Source organism: Roseburia lenta, assembly GCF_014287435.1.
Taxonomy (GTDB): Bacteria; Bacillota; Clostridia; order Lachnospirales; family Lachnospiraceae; genus Pararoseburia; species Pararoseburia lenta.
Window position 1 is genome coordinate 311,764 of sequence record NZ_JACOPG010000003.1, and the last position, 17,881, is coordinate 329,644.

At 46.4% G+C, this 17,881-nt stretch carries 17 protein-coding genes; 14 read left to right on the forward strand and 3 right to left on the reverse strand.

The window, feature by feature from the left end; translation table 11 throughout:
* Positions 1 to 191 precede the first annotated feature (191 nt).
* The 5 genes from H8R94_RS08890 to H8R94_RS08910 all read left to right on the forward strand — a co-directional run bounded on the left by H8R94_RS08890 (position 192) and on the right by H8R94_RS08910 (position 6,617).
* Positions 192 to 1,664 (forward strand): S1C family serine protease, encoded by a 1,473-nt coding sequence (locus tag H8R94_RS08890; protein WP_186854449.1) that lies wholly within the window; start codon positions 192 to 194, stop codon positions 1,662 to 1,664.
* Positions 1,665 to 1,811: 147 nt separating this feature from the next.
* A complete protein-coding gene (gene arcC / locus H8R94_RS08895; RefSeq protein WP_118281615.1) occupies positions 1,812 to 2,744 on the forward strand; it encodes a carbamate kinase in 933 nt (310 codons plus the stop codon).
* A 28-nt stretch (positions 2,745 to 2,772) separates the two neighbouring features.
* Positions 2,773 to 4,197 (forward strand): pyruvate kinase, encoded by a 1,425-nt coding sequence (pyk, locus tag H8R94_RS08900; RefSeq protein WP_118535362.1) that lies wholly within the window; start codon positions 2,773 to 2,775, stop codon positions 4,195 to 4,197.
* Positions 4,198 to 4,290: 93 nt separating this feature from the next.
* Positions 4,291 to 5,775, forward strand: coding sequence for a C69 family dipeptidase (locus tag H8R94_RS08905; protein ID WP_178011181.1), 1,485 nt, complete (start codon positions 4,291 to 4,293; stop codon positions 5,773 to 5,775).
* Positions 5,776 to 5,825: 50 nt separating this feature from the next.
* The gene (locus H8R94_RS08910) at positions 5,826 to 6,617 is read left to right on the forward strand and encodes a polysaccharide deacetylase family protein (RefSeq protein WP_118535361.1); all 792 of its coding nucleotides are present in this window, start codon (positions 5,826 to 5,828) and stop codon (positions 6,615 to 6,617) included.
* 10 nt (positions 6,618 to 6,627) lie between these two features.
* Here H8R94_RS08910 and H8R94_RS08915 read toward each other — a convergent pair whose 3' ends face one another.
* Both H8R94_RS08915 and H8R94_RS08920 read right to left on the reverse strand, forming a co-directional pair.
* On the reverse strand, positions 6,628 to 7,203 hold the full coding sequence (locus H8R94_RS08915; RefSeq protein WP_118281619.1) for a TetR/AcrR family transcriptional regulator: 576 nt from the start codon (positions 7,201 to 7,203) through the stop codon (positions 6,628 to 6,630).
* A 100-nt stretch (positions 7,204 to 7,303) separates the two neighbouring features.
* On the reverse strand, positions 7,304 to 8,662 hold the full coding sequence (locus H8R94_RS08920; protein WP_118535359.1) for an MATE family efflux transporter: 1,359 nt from the start codon (positions 8,660 to 8,662) through the stop codon (positions 7,304 to 7,306).
* Positions 8,663 to 8,955: 293 nt separating this feature from the next.
* Here H8R94_RS08920 and H8R94_RS08925 point away from each other — a divergent pair, with 293 nt between their 5' ends.
* From H8R94_RS08925 to H8R94_RS08945, 5 genes are all read left to right on the forward strand, one after another.
* On the forward strand, positions 8,956 to 9,168 hold the full coding sequence (locus H8R94_RS08925) for a FeoA family protein (RefSeq protein WP_186854559.1): 213 nt from the start codon (positions 8,956 to 8,958) through the stop codon (positions 9,166 to 9,168).
* 65 nt (positions 9,169 to 9,233) lie between these two features.
* Positions 9,234 to 9,461, forward strand: coding sequence for a FeoA family protein (locus H8R94_RS08930; RefSeq protein WP_118281622.1), 228 nt, complete (start codon positions 9,234 to 9,236; stop codon positions 9,459 to 9,461).
* A 3-nt stretch (positions 9,462 to 9,464) separates the two neighbouring features.
* Positions 9,465 to 11,612, forward strand: coding sequence for a ferrous iron transport protein B (feoB, locus tag H8R94_RS08935; protein ID WP_118281623.1), 2,148 nt, complete (start codon positions 9,465 to 9,467; stop codon positions 11,610 to 11,612).
* A 38-nt stretch (positions 11,613 to 11,650) separates the two neighbouring features.
* On the forward strand, positions 11,651 to 11,812 hold the full coding sequence (locus tag H8R94_RS08940; RefSeq protein WP_118281624.1) for a FeoB-associated Cys-rich membrane protein: 162 nt from the start codon (positions 11,651 to 11,653) through the stop codon (positions 11,810 to 11,812).
* 635 nt (positions 11,813 to 12,447) lie between these two features.
* Positions 12,448 to 13,620: a glycosyltransferase family 2 protein gene (locus H8R94_RS08945; protein WP_118281625.1), complete on the forward strand. Its 1,173-nt coding sequence runs from the start codon at positions 12,448 to 12,450 to the stop codon at positions 13,618 to 13,620.
* 74 nt (positions 13,621 to 13,694) lie between these two features.
* On the opposite strand, the gene H8R94_RS08950 is transcribed toward H8R94_RS08945, so the two are convergent.
* The gene (locus H8R94_RS08950) at positions 13,695 to 13,937 is read right to left on the reverse strand and encodes a polya polymerase (RefSeq protein WP_118281626.1); all 243 of its coding nucleotides are present in this window, start codon (positions 13,935 to 13,937) and stop codon (positions 13,695 to 13,697) included.
* 220 nt (positions 13,938 to 14,157) lie between these two features.
* Here H8R94_RS08950 and araA point away from each other — a divergent pair, with 220 nt between their 5' ends.
* The 4 genes from araA (at position 14,158) to H8R94_RS08970 (ending at position 17,786) form a co-directional block, all read left to right on the forward strand.
* Positions 14,158 to 15,657, forward strand: a complete 1,500-nt coding sequence (araA, locus tag H8R94_RS08955) for an L-arabinose isomerase (protein WP_186854450.1) — start codon at positions 14,158 to 14,160, stop codon at positions 15,655 to 15,657.
* A gap of 67 nt (positions 15,658 to 15,724) precedes the next feature.
* Positions 15,725 to 15,871, forward strand: a complete 147-nt coding sequence (locus tag H8R94_RS08960) for a hypothetical protein (protein WP_178011194.1) — start codon at positions 15,725 to 15,727, stop codon at positions 15,869 to 15,871.
* A 143-nt stretch (positions 15,872 to 16,014) separates the two neighbouring features.
* A complete protein-coding gene (locus tag H8R94_RS08965; RefSeq protein WP_186854451.1) occupies positions 16,015 to 16,830 on the forward strand; it encodes a DUF4422 domain-containing protein in 816 nt (271 codons plus the stop codon).
* On the forward strand, positions 16,830 to 17,786 hold the full coding sequence (locus H8R94_RS08970; protein ID WP_186854452.1) for a glycosyltransferase family 2 protein: 957 nt from the start codon (positions 16,830 to 16,832) through the stop codon (positions 17,784 to 17,786). Before H8R94_RS08965 ends, H8R94_RS08970 begins: the two co-directional genes overlap by 1 nt.
* Positions 17,787 to 17,881: the final 95 nt, after the last annotated feature.

A 17,881-nucleotide genomic window follows, 5' to 3' on the forward strand; every position in this document is an offset into this window, starting at 1 on the left:
TTCTAGAGATACAGAATTTTATGACACATCCTCCCCTGCCTCCCCCTTGGTTCAGCCCCAGCTGTACACGCGCCCATCCAATCCGCCGCTTCACAAGACTTCAAAAAATGTCCTATCTTTCATCACAAAGTTATCACATTTAACCCCTACACTAAGTGACATAAGCAAGGAACCGAAAGGAGACGATACAAATGAGCGAGTTCGATCAGAATACACAAGGCGAGAACACGCAGAATAATAATGGAGAACAGGCGAGTTCCGTTTATTCTTATAGTTACTCTGACATCAATCAGGGAGAAAATGCTACAGCAGATCAGCAGAACCGGCAGACCTATACGAGCGGTGCAGGGACCGGCTATCAGCAGAATGCTTATCAAGACCAGAATACCTACAATTACAATCCCTATGGCGGACAGAATGCAGGTGGTCATGAGAAGCATCATAGAAGTGGCAATGGCAAGATCAAACAATTCTTTTCCAAGGGCAACTTTGGCAATAAGTTGCTGAAGGTCGTTGCAATAGCCCTTGTCTTTGGTTTGGTAGCAGGCGGCACCTTTAGCGGTGTGACCTACGCAGTCAGCAAGAAGACTGGTGTAGATCTGACAGCGGCAACAGCAAAGACACTGACGACCAATGACAGTGTGGACAGTACCGCAGTTTCTACGGCAACGACGGTATCCGATGTTTCCGACATTGTAGAAAATGTTATGCCGGCGATTGTGGCAGTTACCAATATTTCCTATACGGAATATCGCAGCATGTTTGGGCAGACCAAGACCTACGAGAGTGAATCCGCAGGATCCGGTATCATTGTCAGTCAGGATAATGATTATCTTTACATTGCAACCAACAATCATGTAGTATCCGGTGCAGAATCACTGACGATCACCTTCAACGATGGCAGTGCAGCCCCGGCAACCATAAAGGGAACAGATTCTTCTGTAGACCTTGCAGTCGTAGCAGTTGCGCTTTCTGATGTGGAAGACAGCACTATGGATGCGATCAAGGTGGCAACACTTGGCAATTCCGATCAGGTACAGGTTGGTGAATCCTCTGTTGTTATCGGTAATGCACTTGGCTATGGACAGTCTGTTACTACCGGTGTTATCAGTGCGCTCAGCCGTGAAGTTCAGTTAGAGGATGAGTCCGGCAACACGGTCACCAGTACCCTGATGCAGACCGATGCAGCCGTAAACCCTGGTAACAGTGGTGGAGCACTTCTGAATATGAAAGGCGAGGTCATCGGCATTGTTTCTGCAAAATATTCAGATACCAAGGTTGAGGGCATGGGCTATGCCATCCCAATCTCTACTGCAAAGAATATCATCGAGACCATCATCAACCAGGAAGTAGTTTCCGATGATGAAGCATCTTACTTTGGCATTTCAGGTGTGGACGTTGCCAGCGATGTATCAAAGCAGTATGACATGCCGACCGGTGTGTATGTCACAAAGGTAGCGGCCAACAGCGCAGCAAGCAAGGCTGGCATCCAGAAAGGCGACATCATCGTATCTTTCAATGGCAGAGAAGTAAGTTCTATGGATGAGATATCCAATGTGATGCAGTATTTGAAGGCAGGTACCAAGGTGGACGTTGTTGTGGCACAGGCATCCAACAACTATGAAGAAAAGACCATGGAAGTCACGCTTACCAAGAAAAAATAAGGCAGGAAGAATATGGGAGGGGCGAAAATTTCTGATAAAGAGATTTTCGCTCTTTTTTTGCTTGTTGCAGGCAGGCTATTATGATAATATTTAACTTGGTAAAGAAGTGTTATTTTCTTTACGAACAGTAGGATGGAGGTCTAGCAGATGGAGAAGAAAAGAATCGTAATTGCATTAGGTCATGATGCTTTAGGGACAACACTTCCGGAGCAGCAGAAGGCATTGGTCAAGACTGCAAAGGCAGTGGCTGAATTTATCAAACAGGATTATCAGGTGGTTATCACCCATAGCAATGGCCCACAGGTCAGTATGATACATACGGCTATGTCTGAGTTTTGCAGATTATACCCGGAATACACCGCGACACCGATGTCGGTATGTTCTGCGATGAGTCAGGGATATATCGGATATGACTTACAGAATGCGATTCGTAGTGAACTTCTGACCCATGGAATATACAAGACGGTTTCTACCGTTCTGACGCAGGTCATGGTAGATCCTTATGATGAAGCTTTTTACAAACCGAGCAAGGTGATCGGGCGTGTGATGAGCGAGGCAGAGGCTGCGGAAGAAGAAAAGAAAGGCAACCATGTCGTTGCTGTTGAAGACGGCTATCGACGTATCGTGGCAACACCAAAGCCAATGGATATCGTGGAGATCGATGCGATCAAGGCACTTTGCGATGCAGGACAGGTCGTGATCGCCTGCGGTGGTGGCGGTATCCCGGTATTGCAGCAAGATAACCACTTAAAGGGCGCAAGCGCAGTCATTGAAAAAGATACAATCGCCGGACAACTGGCAGATCAGTTGGATGCTGATATGCTTGTTATCTTGACCGGTGTAGATAAGGTGTGTCTGGGCTTTGGCACAGATCATGAGAAACCTCTGGACTATATGAGCATTCAGGATGCGAAAAACTACATGGCAGCCGGTGAGTTTGAGGAAGGCACAATGCTTCCAAAAATCCAGGCGGCAGTAGATTACATTGGAGATTCTGCGATCCGCAAGGTGCTGATCACAAAACTCTCCGCAGAAGATGCTGCGATTGGTGGCGAGAATGGCACCATGATCGGCAAATAAGAATTGAGAATAGGGATAGGAAAAGGAAATGGAACAGGTCAGAAAGACAAAGATTATTTGTACAATGGGTCCTTCCACAGAAAAGGAAGGCGTACTGGAAAAGTTGATGTTGGCAGGTATGAACGTTGCTCGTTTTAACTTTTCACACGGAGATCACGAGGAACAGATGGGACGTTTGACCCAACTGCGTGCAACACGAGAGAAATTAGGCTTGCCGGTAGCGGCACTTTTGGATACCAAGGGACCGGAGATTCGTCTCCGCGAGTTCGCAGAAGGCAAGGTTATGTTAGAAGCAGGACAGACCTTTACGCTGACGACAGATGAGATCATGGGTGATGAGAACCGTGTCTCTGTCAGTTACAAAGATCTGCCAAAGGATGTAGCACCGGGGACACATATTTTGATCGATGATGGTCTGATCGAAATGACAGTTACGGATGTTACCGATACCGATATTATCTGTAAGGTCATCAACGGTGGTAAGGTGTCCAATAAAAAGGGTGTCAATGTACCAAATGTGGAACTGTCTATGGATTATGTCAGCCCGAAGGACTACAAGGATATCGTATTTGCAGTAAAGGAAGACTTTGATTTTATCGCTGCTTCCTTTGTTAGAACCGCAGCAGATGTCAAGGAATTACGTGATATTTTACATGAGCATGGCGGCGACGACATCAAGATCATTGCCAAGATCGAGAACCATCAGGGAATCCAGAATATCGACGAGATCATTGAAGCAGCCGATGGTATCATGGTTGCCCGTGGTGACATGGGTGTTGAGATTCCGATTGAGGAAGTGCCGATCATCCAGAAGATGATCATTAAAAAGGCATATCATGCCGGTAAAGTGGTTGTTACAGCGACACAGATGCTTGACTCTATGATGAGCCATCCAAGACCAACCAGAGCAGAGGCGACCGATGTTGCCAATGCGATCTATGACGGTACAAGTGCCATCATGCTTTCCGGTGAGACTGCTGCCGGTGATTATCCGGTGGAGGCAGTCGAGACTATGGTGCGTATCGCACTGCGTACAGAGGCGGACATCAATTATATTTCAAGACTGCGTGCCCGCAAGACCAATGAAAAGCCAAGCATTACTGATGCGATCTCGCATACTGCTTGTCTGATGGCTGGCGACTTGAATGCGACCAGTATCGTGACGGTCACCAAGTCCGGACGAACTGCCCGCATGATCTCCAAGTATCGTCCGCAGAGCCCGATCATCGGTGGCTGTATGTCAGATAAGGTCTGCCGCCAGTTAAATCTTTCCTGGGGCGTCATTCCTCTGAAAGTCGAGGAAAAGCAGGATGCAGATGAACTTTTCGATCATGCACTTGAGCGCTCTAAGGAAGCTGGTTTAATCCAGGAAGGAGATACCGTGGTCCTTACCGCTGGTGTGCCACTGGGAATCGCAGGTACGACGAACCTGTTAAAGGCTCATATTGTGTAACTAATATAAAATGTGCAGTTGCCATAGACTAGCATCTTGTGCAACTGCACATATTTTTTAACCTAAACTATATTTATCAGGAGGAACAAAATTATGCCTTGTACTACAATTTTAGTTGGAAAAAATGCATCATATGATGGCTCGACCATGATCGCCCGCAACGACGATTCCGGTTCCGGTCATTTTACTCCAAAGAAATTTATTGCCATGGATCCGGCAAAACAGCCAAAGGTATATACTTCGGAACTTTCCCATGTAAAGATTCAACTTCCGGAAGATCCGATGCGCTATACTGCCGTACCAAATGCCTTGAAGGGCGAGGGTATCTGGGCAGCCTGCGGTGTCAATGAGGCACATGTTGCCATGACGGCAACAGAGACGATCACTTCCAACCCGCGTGTCCTGGGAGCAGATCCTCTGGTCGTTTATCAGGAAAAGACTGAGGATACCGAGGAGATTGTCGGAGGTATCGGCGAAGAAGATATCGTCTACATTGTACTTCCTTATATCCGTAGTGCCAGAGAAGGTGTCAAACGTCTTGGCTCTTTGCTGGAGCAGTACGGCACCTATGAGATGAACGGCATCGCTTTCCAGGATCTGGATGAGATCTGGTGGCTGGAGACGATCGGCGGACATCATTGGATCGCCAGACGTGTGCCGGATGATGCTTATGTCGTTATGCCAAATCAGTTAGGCATTGACTATTTTGATATTGAGGATGGTTTGGGTCAGCAGAAAGATTTTATGTGTTCTGCGGATCTGGCAGAATTTATCGAGAAAAATCATCTGGATCTTTCTCTGGACGGCGATTTTAATCCAAGAGATGCTTTTGGCAGCCATGATGATTCTGACCATGTGTATAATACGCCTCGTGCATGGTATATGGAGCGTTATCTGAATCCGAATTCTGCCAAGTGGGATGGACCGGATGCAGACTTTACACCGTTTTCAGATGATATCCCATGGTGCGTGGTACCGGAGAAAAAGGTCACGGTAGAGGATGTCAAATATGTGCTTTCTGCGCATTTCCAGGGGACACCTTATGATCCTTATGCAGCCTACGGCGACAAATCCCTGGCTGGTGCGTATCGTTCTATCGGCATTAACCGCAATGACTTTTTATCTGTCGTACAGATGCGCCCATATGCGACGGAAGATCAGTGCGTCATCCAGTGGATCGCCTTTGCTTCCAATGCCTTTAATGTACTGGTGCCGTTCTATGCAGATGTGACAGAAACACCGGCATATATGTCCAATACGACCAAGGAGGTTTCGACCGACAACTTCTATTGGAACAGCCGCATGATCGCAGCCATGGCAGATGCTTCTTATGGCAAGTCTATTTTCCATATCGAAAGATATCAGGAAAAAGTGGCAGCAAAGGGACATGAGTTGATCGGCAGATACGATGCCTTGATCGAAAAAGAGCAGGATGCGGCAAAACGTCGTCAGTTGCGCCATGAAGCAAATCAGGCGATCGCGGATATGCTGCAGAAAGAAACGGCAGACACACTGGATAAGGTTCTTTATGAACTGAGCAATCAGATGAAAAATGCCTATTCCAGATCGGATGCATAAAAGCAAAAGTCAGGTCATAGGATAAACCAAGTGAGATCTTGGGGAAACATATGGCTGATTATCAAAAACATAAAAACAATAAAATCAGAGCAGGCCTGGTCGTACTGGGGCTGCTCTGTCTTAGTATAGGGCTGATCGGACAATATCAGACCAATGCGCTGACAACATCGGCGAGCGTTGGCGGCAGGGAACTGCCCATCTACTGTGTCGATACGGATGAAAAGAAGGTGGCATTGTCCTTTGATGCGGCATGGGGAAATGAGGATACGGCGCGGATACTAGAGATTTTGAAAAAGAATGATGTGCATGTGACCTTTTTTATGACCGGAGGCTGGGTTGAGTCCTACCCGGATGATGTAAAAGCCATTTATGAAGCGGGGCATGATCTGGGAAACCATAGCGAAAATCATAAGAATATGTCACAACTGTCCGTGGAAGAATGTAAATCGGAATTGCAGCAGGTGCATGACAAGGTCAAAGAGATTACCGGCTATGATATGTTTTTGTTCCGCCCGCCTTATGGCGACTATGACAATGAGGTCATCACGACGGCGCGTGAGATGGGCTATTACCCCATCCAATGGGATGTTGACAGTCTGGATTGGAAAAATTACGGGGTATCTTCCATCGTGCAGACAGTCACAGAGCACAAGCATCTGGGAAATGGATCTATTATCCTGATGCACAATGGTGCGACCTATACGGCAGATGCCCTAGAAACGGTCATCAATTCCTTGCGCGACCAGGGCTATGAGATCGTGCCGATCTCGGAACTCATCCACCGCGACAATTACCATATGGATCACGAGGGAAGGCAGATTAGCGAGCAGACGGAAAAATAAAACAGTTTTGTTAAAAAATATTTTTATTTGCTTTGGCTTGAAAGAGCATAAGTTGATACATTTCTTCCGGTGTCTCCGGACATCCGTCTTCCAGCCACATGCGGATCATGGCAGTTAGCCCGGTGTAGTAAAAGGTAGCACAATAATTCGCCTGACGCGCAGAGGTGATACCATGGCGGACGGCGTATTGGTGAATGCCATCTGTATGTTCGAAGGTGGCAACAACAGACAGAAATGGTAACTGTGATACCCGTGTGATATAGACCTGATAAAAGGAGCGGTACTTCAAAATATGTTCAAAGAGCGATAGTATGGAAGCATGGTGGAGTTCGCCCTGTGAGTCCATCTTTCGAAAGTTTGCACAGTCCTCATCCCGCAATTCGAGAAAAAGCCGTTGGGCTACAGCATCAAAAAAATGATTCATATCGCCAAAATGAGAATAAAAAGTGGCGCGTGTAATGCCGGCTTTCTGACAGAGCAGGGAAATGGAGATGTTGTCAAAATCATGCGTATCTAACAAGTCTAAAAAAGTAGCGCAGATGTGAGCATCTGTTTCCTGAAATTTTCTGTTGTTTTTCGTGTTCATCTATAATCCTCTTATCTTAAATTTGATCAATCTGCTATCTCGCAAGGAGATAGCCATAAACTTATGATGACATCATAGCACGGATTTTGCAAAAATGGCATTAAATTTCGGAAAGTGTGCGAAGTTTTTTGTAGTGATGCAAGGCGAAAATCAGCGCCAGCCCAAGGGCAATAAAGGTCGCAAGCGGCTGCGCCCACACGATACCATGGAATCCGTAAAGGGAATCCAGAAGGTAAAGTGCCGGGATAAAGATCACGCCCTGCCGCAGAAGAGATACAAAAAGCGCATAGGATGGCTTCTCGGTTGATTGCAAAAAGGTGGTACAAAGTTGGTAGAGACCGATAAAAGGTCCGGAAAGTGTGCCAATGCTGATCACGTAGACACCAAGCGGAATGATCGTCGTATCATCCAAAAATGCCTTGACAAGAGTAGTGGAAAAACCACGGCACAAAAGCGTGAGCGCAAGACCGAGAATAACGGTTACAAGGGAAGTTTTTAAGATCGTCTCGCGCATACGTTTCCAATTTCTTGCACCGTAACTGTAGGCGATGATCGGCTGGACACCCATAGCAACGCCGATTTGCAGCATGCCAATGATCATGGTGGCACGTCCGGCAACGGATAAGGCGGCTACATAATGATCGCCGTGTGCGACCAGAAGATTGTTTTCAAAAATGCCGGAGATACTGTTGAGCAGCGTACTGACACCGGAGGGAAGACCGATGGCAAGCACACCGGTCGCAACGCCTTGCCCCAGTGTAAAATCGTGCAGATGAATGGTTACGTGTTTACATTTTCTTATGATGAAAACGATATAGTAAATACTACTGCTGGCGGTGCCGATCAAGGTTGCGATGGCAGCACCCGGAACTCCCATGCCAAGCACAAGAATAAAGATAGGATCCAAAATGATGTTTAATATGGTTCCCAAAAGGTTTCCGACCATAGCAGATACAGAGGCACCTTCACAACGGATGATCTGACCGGTCGCAGTATTTAGCATGGTAAGCGGTGCACCCAGCATGATCAGACTAAGGTAGGAGGCTGCGTAGCCTCTGGTATTAGCACTGGTGCCGATCAGATCCAGAATGGGGGTCTGGAATATGAGAACGATGGCGGTAAAAACAGCGCCGATGAAGATGGAAAAATAAAAAGAAAAACTGGAGTAGTGTGCTACCTTGGAGTCATCTCCGCGTCCCATGGCAACGGAAATGCAGGAAGAAGCACCGGTGCCTATCATACTGCCCAGTGCAGATAAGAGTGTGGTGATCGGCATGCAAAGGGAAAGCCCTGTGACCTTGTAGGGGTCCTTTAACTGTCCGATAAAGTAGATGTCTGCCATGTTATAGATGACCATGATCAGAATGGTGATAACCGCTGGCAGACACATTTTGACCATGAGTTTCCAGATAGATTCCTTTGCAAAAATGTCCGGATTGAGTCTTTGTTCTTTCTTCATGTAAAAACCTCCTATTAGTTAAACAACTGTATAAATAATTATAAGCATTTTTCCAAGAAGTGCAATAGAAAATGGAAAAATCATACAGGAAACCGCTTACTGGACCGGAAAATTTATGAAATTTTCTAAAGTGAGGCGATTGACACTGTAGTTAGATTGTGCTAACATATCAATGTAGTTAGAAAGTGCTAACCATTGTTGCTCACATGGAACAGGCATTTTCTTTTTTGACCGTGAGTTAGCGGATACTAACAAAAGTTTTATTTGTGCACAAAATGAGGAAGGTGAGTAAGATGATGCCTTTGGCTATGGTAAACAAAGGAGAAGAGCAGCTGATCAAAAAGGTCGGTGGCAAAGAAGAAACGAGATTGTTTCTGGAAAAATTAGGATTTGTGCCGGGATCCAAAGTCAGCGTCGTTTCGGAGGCAGATGGCAATGTGATCATCAATGTCAAAGATTCGCGTGTGGCGATCGGAAAAGAAATGGCACTTAAGATCATGGTTTAAATGGTACGCGTAAGACGTGCTTTTTAAATAAAGGAAAAAAATGGCAAAGGAAAGGAAGTCACAAGATGAAAACATTACGTGATGTGAAGGTAGGCCAGTCCGCAGTCGTTACAAAATTAAACGGAGAGGGCGCTACCAAGAGAAGAATTATGGATATGGGTATCACAAAGGGCGTAGAAGTATATGTGCGCAAGGTCGCACCACTTGGTGATCCGATTGAAGTTACTGTAAGAGGATATGAGTTGTCTCTTCGCAAAGAAGATGCAGCCATGATTGATGTGAAGGAGGACTAAAAGGTGGGAGTACGTATTGCATTAGCAGGTAATCCGAACTGTGGTAAGACCACATTGTTTAATGCCCTGACCGGAGCCAACCAGTTTGTAGGAAACTGGCCGGGCGTTACGGTAGAAAAGAAAGAAGGAAAATACAAAGGAGATAAGGAAGTTACCATCACTGACTTACCGGGTATTTATTCTTTGTCCCCTTATACATTGGAGGAAGTCGTTGCAAGAAATTATCTGATCGACGAGCATCCGGATGCCATTTTAAATATCGTTGATGGTACCAACTTGGAAAGAAACCTCTACCTGACAACACAGTTGGTAGAACTTGGAATCCCGGTTGTTGTTGCGATCAACATGATCGACGTTGTTGCCAAGAATGGCGACCAGATCAATTCCAAGAGACTTGCCGAAGAACTGGGTGTTGAGGTTGTAGAGATCTCCGCATTAAAGGGTACCGGTGTAGAGGATGCAGCAGCAAGAGCCATCGCCGCTACTTCTAAGAAGTCTCAGAAGGCTAAGCATTCTTTCAATGGTTCTGTAGAGCATGCATTTGCTCATATCGAAGAACTTTGCTTACATAACATTGATGATGAGAATCTGCAGCGTTGGTATGCGATCAAGTTATTTGAGCGTGATACCAAGGTACAGGAAAAGTTAGGATTATCACAGGATATCATCGCACATATCGAAAAAGATATTGTTTCCTGTGAAGAAGAACTGGATGATGATGCAGAATCCATCATCACAGGTGAGAGATACAACTACATTGGAAGCATTATCAATGATTGTATCAAGAAGGCACATGCGGGCGCCCTTACCACTTCAGATAAGATCGACCGTATCGTGACCAACCGTATTCTTGGTCTGCCGATCTTTGCAGCAGTTATGTGGCTTGTTTATTATGTATCTATCACAACCGTTGGTGGATTCCTGACTGACTGGACCAATGATGTACTCTTTGGCGAGATCATTCCTCCGGCAATTGAGAACTTCTTAGTTTCTATCAATTGTGCTGACTGGTTGCAGGGATTGATCTTGGACGGTATTGTTGCCGGTGTTGGTGCAGTTCTTGGATTCGTTCCGCAGATGTTAGTTCTCTTCATCTTCCTGGGATTCCTGGAGGGATGTGGATACATGGCGCGTGTTGCTTTCGTTATGGACAGAATCTTCCGTAAGTTTGGTCTCTCCGGAAAGTCCTTCATTCCGATGCTGATCGGTACCGGATGTGGTGTTCCTGGAATCATGGCTAGTAGAACGATCGAAAATGACCGTGACCGTAAGATGACTATCATGACAACAACCTTTATCCCATGTGGAGCAAAGTTGCCGATCATCGCTTTGATCGCAGGTGCTTTCTTCGATAACGCAGGATGGGTTTCATGGAGTGCATATTTCGTGGGTATGGCAGCAATTATTTGTTCCGGTATCATCTTGAAGAAGACAAAGATGTTCTCCGGCGATCCTGCTCCATTCGTTATGGAACTTCCTGCTTACCACTGGCCAACCGTTGGCAGTGTACTTCGTAGTATGTGGGAGCGTGGCTGGTCCTTCATCAAGAAGGCTGGTACCATCATCCTCTTATCCACCATCGTACTCTGGTTCCTGATGAGTTTCGGATGGGCAAATGGTTCCTTCGGAATGCTCGAGGCAGAGCAGTTGGATGCAAGTATTCTTGCTAAGATCGGCACTGCGATCGCATGGATCTTTGCACCGCTTGGATGGACACAGGCAGGTCAGGGCTGGAAGATGGCAGTTGCAGCCGTATCTGGCTTGATCGCAAAAGAAAACGTTGTTGCTACCTTTGGTATGCTTTATGGATTTGCAGAAGTTGCAGAAGATGGTTCCGAAGTATGGGGCAATCTGGCGCAGGTGATGACACCAATCGCCGCTTACGGCTATCTGGTATTCAACCTTCTCTGTGCACCATGTTTCGCAGCAATGGGTGCTATCAAGAGAGAGATGAACAATCCAAAGTGGTTCTGGTTTGCAATCGGATATCAGTGTATACTTGCTTACATTGTAGCAATGTGCATCTACCAGATCGGAACACTCTTTACGGCTGGTGTCTTTGGATTTGGAACCGTTGTAGCATTTATCTTTGTGATCGGCTTTATCTATCTGCTCTTCCGCAAGGATAAATATGCAGCAATCAATAAATAAAAATGTGGCTCTTTTGAGCCGGTTTCGAGGTGAATGATATGGGAACAATCATTGTATTACTTGTACTGATCGCTATTGTTTCAGCAATCTTACACAGTTTGATCAAAAAGAAAAAATCCGGGAAAGGCTTATGCTCCGGTGACTGTGGATCGTGCGGCGGTTGTAGTTCTTGTGCTCCACCGGAAAAGAAATATAAATAAAATGTGTGAAAATGCCAGAGGGTTTTGCCTGCTGGCATTTTTCGTTGTTGGAAATAGGGGCGAGCCGGAAGCAAGCAGAAGTGGGCAGGACCGAAGGGGCGGGGAAGAACGCGTCGTGAAATTCTGTATCTCTAGAAAGAGGCTGTTTGTTTTTATTTATAAGAACTGTCTTTGCAAAGTTAAACAGGCTCTGGGATAGTGTTCGTCGGTGGCAGATATGAATGCAAAGCGTATTAGAGGTGCTTTGAACTTGTTATTACCAGGTAATGAGGGTACACGGATGTACCCGAAAGGAGCAACCAAACAGGACGTTTGTTTGCTCCGGTTACCACAATTTTCTGTAGGTCTAATGACAAGTTCTTAGCACCTCTTATGCGCGGCGCCCCTGAATATCTGCCACCGACGGACATATCCCGCCGCCTGTCGAAGCTGTGCAAAGACAGTTCAATTTCAAACAAGCAGCCTCTTTCAGAAATACGACGAATTTACACTCCAATACATTCTTCCCCGCCCCTTCGGTCCTGCCCACTTCTACCTGCTTCCGGCTCGCCTCAGTACATAACGGAAAGAAAGCAGTAGACGAAAGCGCATCCTATGCATTATGATAAGAAGTAGCAAAGATAAGGAGCAAAAAGATGACAGGACAGATCAAATTTTCCGTGGTGATCTCGGCATACAATGTAGAAGAATATCTGCCGGGATTGTTGCAGGATCTTTTGGAACAGACCTATAACAACTTTGAGGTGATCCTGGTAGATGACTGTGCTACAGATCAGACGGGAGCGGTCGCGGAGTCTTACTTACAGGCATTTCGCGGCAAGCAGGCAGACTATGTCGTGATCCATAAGCCGGAGAACGAGGGGCTTAGTATGGCGCGCAATACCGGGATCTCTCATGCTGCCGGAGACTATATCCTGTTTCTGGATGCGGATGATGGCGTGGAAAAGACCCTTTTGGAAAGGCTCTATCATGCTTTGGACGAGCAGCCGGCGGATATGGTCGTCTTTGGCTACACCGAGGACTACTATCAAAAAAATGCCTTGTCCTATCAGGTGCAGAAGACGCCGGAATTATATTATTTTTCAGATCATATCCATGATGGCGCACAGGGGTGGAAAAGACCGCTTGCCTATGCCTATCCTTATATCATAGAACTGGAGCATGAGACTATGTTTGGCTATGCATGGAATAAGGCATACCGGCTTTCTTTCTTACAGGAACAGAAGTTGCAGTTTCAGAATATCGTCCATATTGAGGATATTTTATTTAATGTGCAGGCAGCAGGAGCATTGCAAAGTCTTTTGACGTTGCCGGATGTCTTGTACCATTATGCCAATCGCGGACAGAGCCGCCTGACGGACAAGTATCTGCCGGAATATTTTGCCCTGCAAAAGACCAGAGTACAGGCATTCCTTAATATGCAGATGCGAAAGATCCAGACGGTGACCGAGGGCATGACCAAAGGAGAGACAGGGGGGTTGGAAAATCTGGACGTTGGAGCATGGCGCATGCGCCTGCATGAAGTCATGGCTGGGGTATATTTCCGGTCTTTCCAGTCATCCATGGTCAGAGGCATACAGCACGGCGACAGCAAGCGCGAGGTCATGGCAAGGGCAAGGGCTGAACTGGAAGGTCCTTTGTATGGCAGACTGCGCCGCCACTTATCGGAGGATGGGCGCGTGGCAAAGATCCTCTATGCCCCATTGGTGCGGGGAGATATCAGCGGAGCCTATCGCAGAGCCAAAGAGATCGCCTGGGCGAAAGAACATATGGCGGGAGCCTATGTAAAGTTAAAACAGAATCGGTAAAAAGAAAGAAACTGACGCGGAATACTTACTTTCCGGTCAGTTTCTTTTTGTAAGGAGTATGAAAAAAAGTTACGTTATATTTTGCCACGCATCAGATAATCCATGATGCGCTTGGAGTCATCTGCTTCATGGGCGATGATCTCCATTTCCGGGATAGCGGAACTGGAAGAAAAAATGGTCGTCAGGGAAATAAGTTGACACAATTTTGACTTTAAGTTCAAACGGTCGCCATCAGCGGTGACGAGTTCTACCTGTCCTTCACAGGCATCAATGACTTTTAAAAATTCTTCCGGGTTTTCAATATTCATTACTTTCATAAACAGCGGCTCCTTTTGTCTGTATTTGCCAAAGGATGTGTACTTTGGCAGGCTTTCTGGCATCATCATACAACTTGCAAAAAAGCAGTGTCAACGAAATTGAAAATATTACCCTATCTTCATAAAAAAATGAAAAGACAGGATCTGGACTTTAACATAAGATAATCAGTAAGAGAGTAATGATTACGCTAAAATAGCGAGATATAGGAAAGGAGCAGACATGTTAGAAAAGAAGAATTATCAGTTTTGGTTTTGCACCGGATCACAGGATCTGTACGGAGAGGAGTGCCTGGCACATGTGGCAGAACATTCGAAGATCATCGTTGAGGCTTTGAACAGATCCGGCAACCTGCCATACGAGGTCATCTGGAAGCCGACCATGATCACAAATGAAGTGATCCGCAGAACTTTTAACGAAGCAAATACGGATGAGAATTGCGCAGGTATCATTACCTGGATGCATACGTTTTCTCCGGCAAAATCATGGATCCTGGGCTTACAGGAATTGCGCAAACCACTTTTGCATTTACATACCCAGTTCAACCGGGAAATCCCATATGACACCATCGATATGGACTTTATGAATGAGAACCAATCCGCGCACGGTGATCGTGAATATGGTCATATCTTCAGCCGTCTTGGCATGGAGCGCAAGGTCATCGCCGGCTATTGGGAAGATGCGGATGTCCAGAAGGAGATCGGCGCATGGATGTGTACGGCAGTGGGCGTGATCGAGAGCAGCCATGTCCGCGTGATGCGTGTGGCTGATAATATGCGAAATGTTGCTGTTACCGAGGGCGACAAGGTCGAGGCACAGATCAAGTTCGGCTGGGAAGTAGATGCCTATCCGGTCAATGAGATCGTAGAAGCCGTGAATGCCGTATCACAGGCAGATATTGATACTTTGGTAGAGGAATATTACAGCAAGTATGACATCCTGCTTGAGGGCAGAGACGAAAAAGAATTCCGTCAGCATGTAGCAGTGCAGGCGGGCATAGAGATCGGTTTTGAGCGTTTTCTGGAAGAGAGAAATTATCAGGCGATCGTTACACACTTCGGAGATCTGGGCGGACTCAAACAGTTGCCGGGACTTGCCATCCAGCGTCTGATGGAAAAAGGCTATGGATTTGGTGCTGAGGGTGACTGGAAGACCGCGGCTATGGTGCGTGTCATGAAGATCATGACCCAGGGAGTCAAAGATGCCAAGGGAACATCTTTTATGGAGGACTACACATACAATCTGGTACCGGGTAAGGAAGGCGTTCTGGAAGCACATATGCTTGAGGTTTGTCCGACGATCGCGGACGGCAGGATCGCAATCAAGGAGCAGCCACTGAGTATGGGCGAGCGTGAGGATCCGGCAAGACTGGTATTTACATCAAAGACCGGACCTGCTATTGCAACATCACTGGTTGATCTTGGCGACCGCTTCCGTCTGATCATCAACGATGTGGATTGCAAAAAGACAGAAAAACCAATGCCAAAACTTCCGGTTGCAACTGCATTCTGGACACCGCAGCCAAATCTCAAAGTTGGCACCGAGGCCTGGATTCTGGCAGGAGGTGCACATCATACTGCCTTCTCCTATGATCTGAGCGCAGAGCAGATGGGGGATTGGGCTGCCAATATGGGCATTGAGGCAGTTTATATTGATAAGGACACCAACATCCGTCAGTTTAAGAATGAAATGAACTGGAATTCTATTTATTACAGAAAATAAAACAAACATGTGTAATTTCCATCCCGGTGTGTTATACTGTGCTTAGTTGTTTTTGGAGGTAGGTAAAATGACAGAGATGGGGTTTTTGATTTTTTTTGCCATACTGATCTTGTTTGTTGTTATCGTTGCAGTGGTTGTGGTGGTATCGGCAGTGGCAGGCGCGAGCGCAGCGGTTGCCAATACGATCGCAGATGACGACGATGGCGATGCGTGATGGCATGAAGATCGGAAAAATTAAATAAGTGTTTTAGGAACAGCCGTCATTATTTGCAGTAATGACGGCTATTTTCATATCCCCTTGAACAATTCACCTGCATAGTATGCTATAATGTAAAAAACTATGATTTGGAGAAAATTATGCAAACAAAGATCATCATTGCCATGCATAAGCCATACAAGACACCGGCAGAATCCGTCTATCTGCCCCTACAAGTGGGCGCAGAGGGAAAGGACAGCATCCCGGGACTTGTGTGTGACAATACAGGCGAGAATATATCAGCAAAAAATCCAACTTACTGCGAACTGACCGGGCTCTACTGGGCCTGGAAAAATCTGGATGCAGATGCCATCGGTCTGGTACATTACCGCAGATACTTTACAGGAAAGAGCCGCTCTTATCGGAAGGCGCATGCAAACGACCTGATGGATTGCGTATTGACGACAGCAGAAGCCGGGGATCTTATGGAGGCTTATGACATCGTCGTGCCGGCAAAACGTAAGTATTATATTGAATCCCTGTATTCACACTATGCACACACGCTGGATGCCAAGCACCTGGATCTGGCACAGGAGGTCATTCACAGCAAATGCCCGGAATATGACGCAGCATGCAAAAAGGTCTACGCATCAACCTGGGGATATATGTTTAATATGTGCATTATGCGGCGGACCTATCTGGATGCCTACTGCAAATGGCTTTTCCCGATCCTGGCAGACTTAGAGGATGCCATGCAGGATGATCTGAAAAACATGAGCGCCTTTGAGGCGAGACTTTTTGGACGTGTCAGTGAGATTCTTTTTAATGTCTGGCTGTTAAAAGAGCAAGAGAGCAAAGAAGCACCGCGCATCAAGGAAGTGGCGACCATGCACATGGAACCGGTCAACTGGCTGAAAAAGGGCGGCGCTTTTCTCAAAGCAAAGTTCTTTGGCAAAAAATATGGAGCAAGTTTTTAATGAAAGTAAGTATTATCACTGCCTTTTATAAGGGAAATGCTTATATGGCAGATTACAAAAAAATGATCCGCGCAAACCAGAAAAATCTGGAGAGTGCGGATGAACTGGAATCCGTGATCATAAATGACAGTCCGGAGGAGAGCGTTGTCCTGCCGGAAGACGGTGGCGATTGCAATATCTGGATCTACGACCAGAAGCAAAACGGCGGGATCCATGCGGCGCGCGTACGCGGGCTTTCTCTCTGCACCGGTGACTATGTGATCTTTCTGGATCAGGACGACCGCTTGCGGGAGGATGCAGTCGCTACCTTTATTGCGACTATGAAAAAATACCAGACGGAGGCAGATAAGGTGCATGCGACGCTGGGGCAGGAATTTTCCCGGACAAAGATCGCGCAGATCATGCGTTATCCGGTACTGGTCTCCAATGCTCTTATGGAGCAAAAGGACGGAGAGGTCTTATGGTATCGCACGGATTACCATAAAAAGTTGGTCGGTGATTACAGGACCTATCTTCGCATTGGCAACCAGATCGTTTCACCGGGACAGTGCCTGATCCCAAAGGCTATGATCCCTGCTGTCTGGACACAGCATATAGGAAAAAAGAACGGATCGGACGATTATTTCCTCTGGTTGCTTCTGCTTTGCCAGCGGACACCGTTTTCTTTTGTAGACCAGCCGCTTTATGTGCATGGTTATACGGCACAGAATTTGTCTGCGGACGCCAAGAAGATGGATGACTCCACCTATGAGTTTATTCATGTTCTGGAAGAAGAAAAGGTCATGGATCCCAAAGATATCCGGCTTTTGCGGCGGACGATCTCCTATAAAGATAAGTTTCGAGGTGGCAGTGCCGGGGCAAAGGCGTTTTCTACCCTGCGCAATCTGGATATTTTCCTGCCAAATCTGATTTTTAAATGGCGGAGCAAAACACCCTATGGATTTAACCGGGAATGAGAAAAAGGCAGTTGATTTTTCCCCTGTTTCCTTATAAGATAATATAGATAAGATGGTAACATAGGCAAGGAGTAGATCCGCCTATGCGGAAAGGA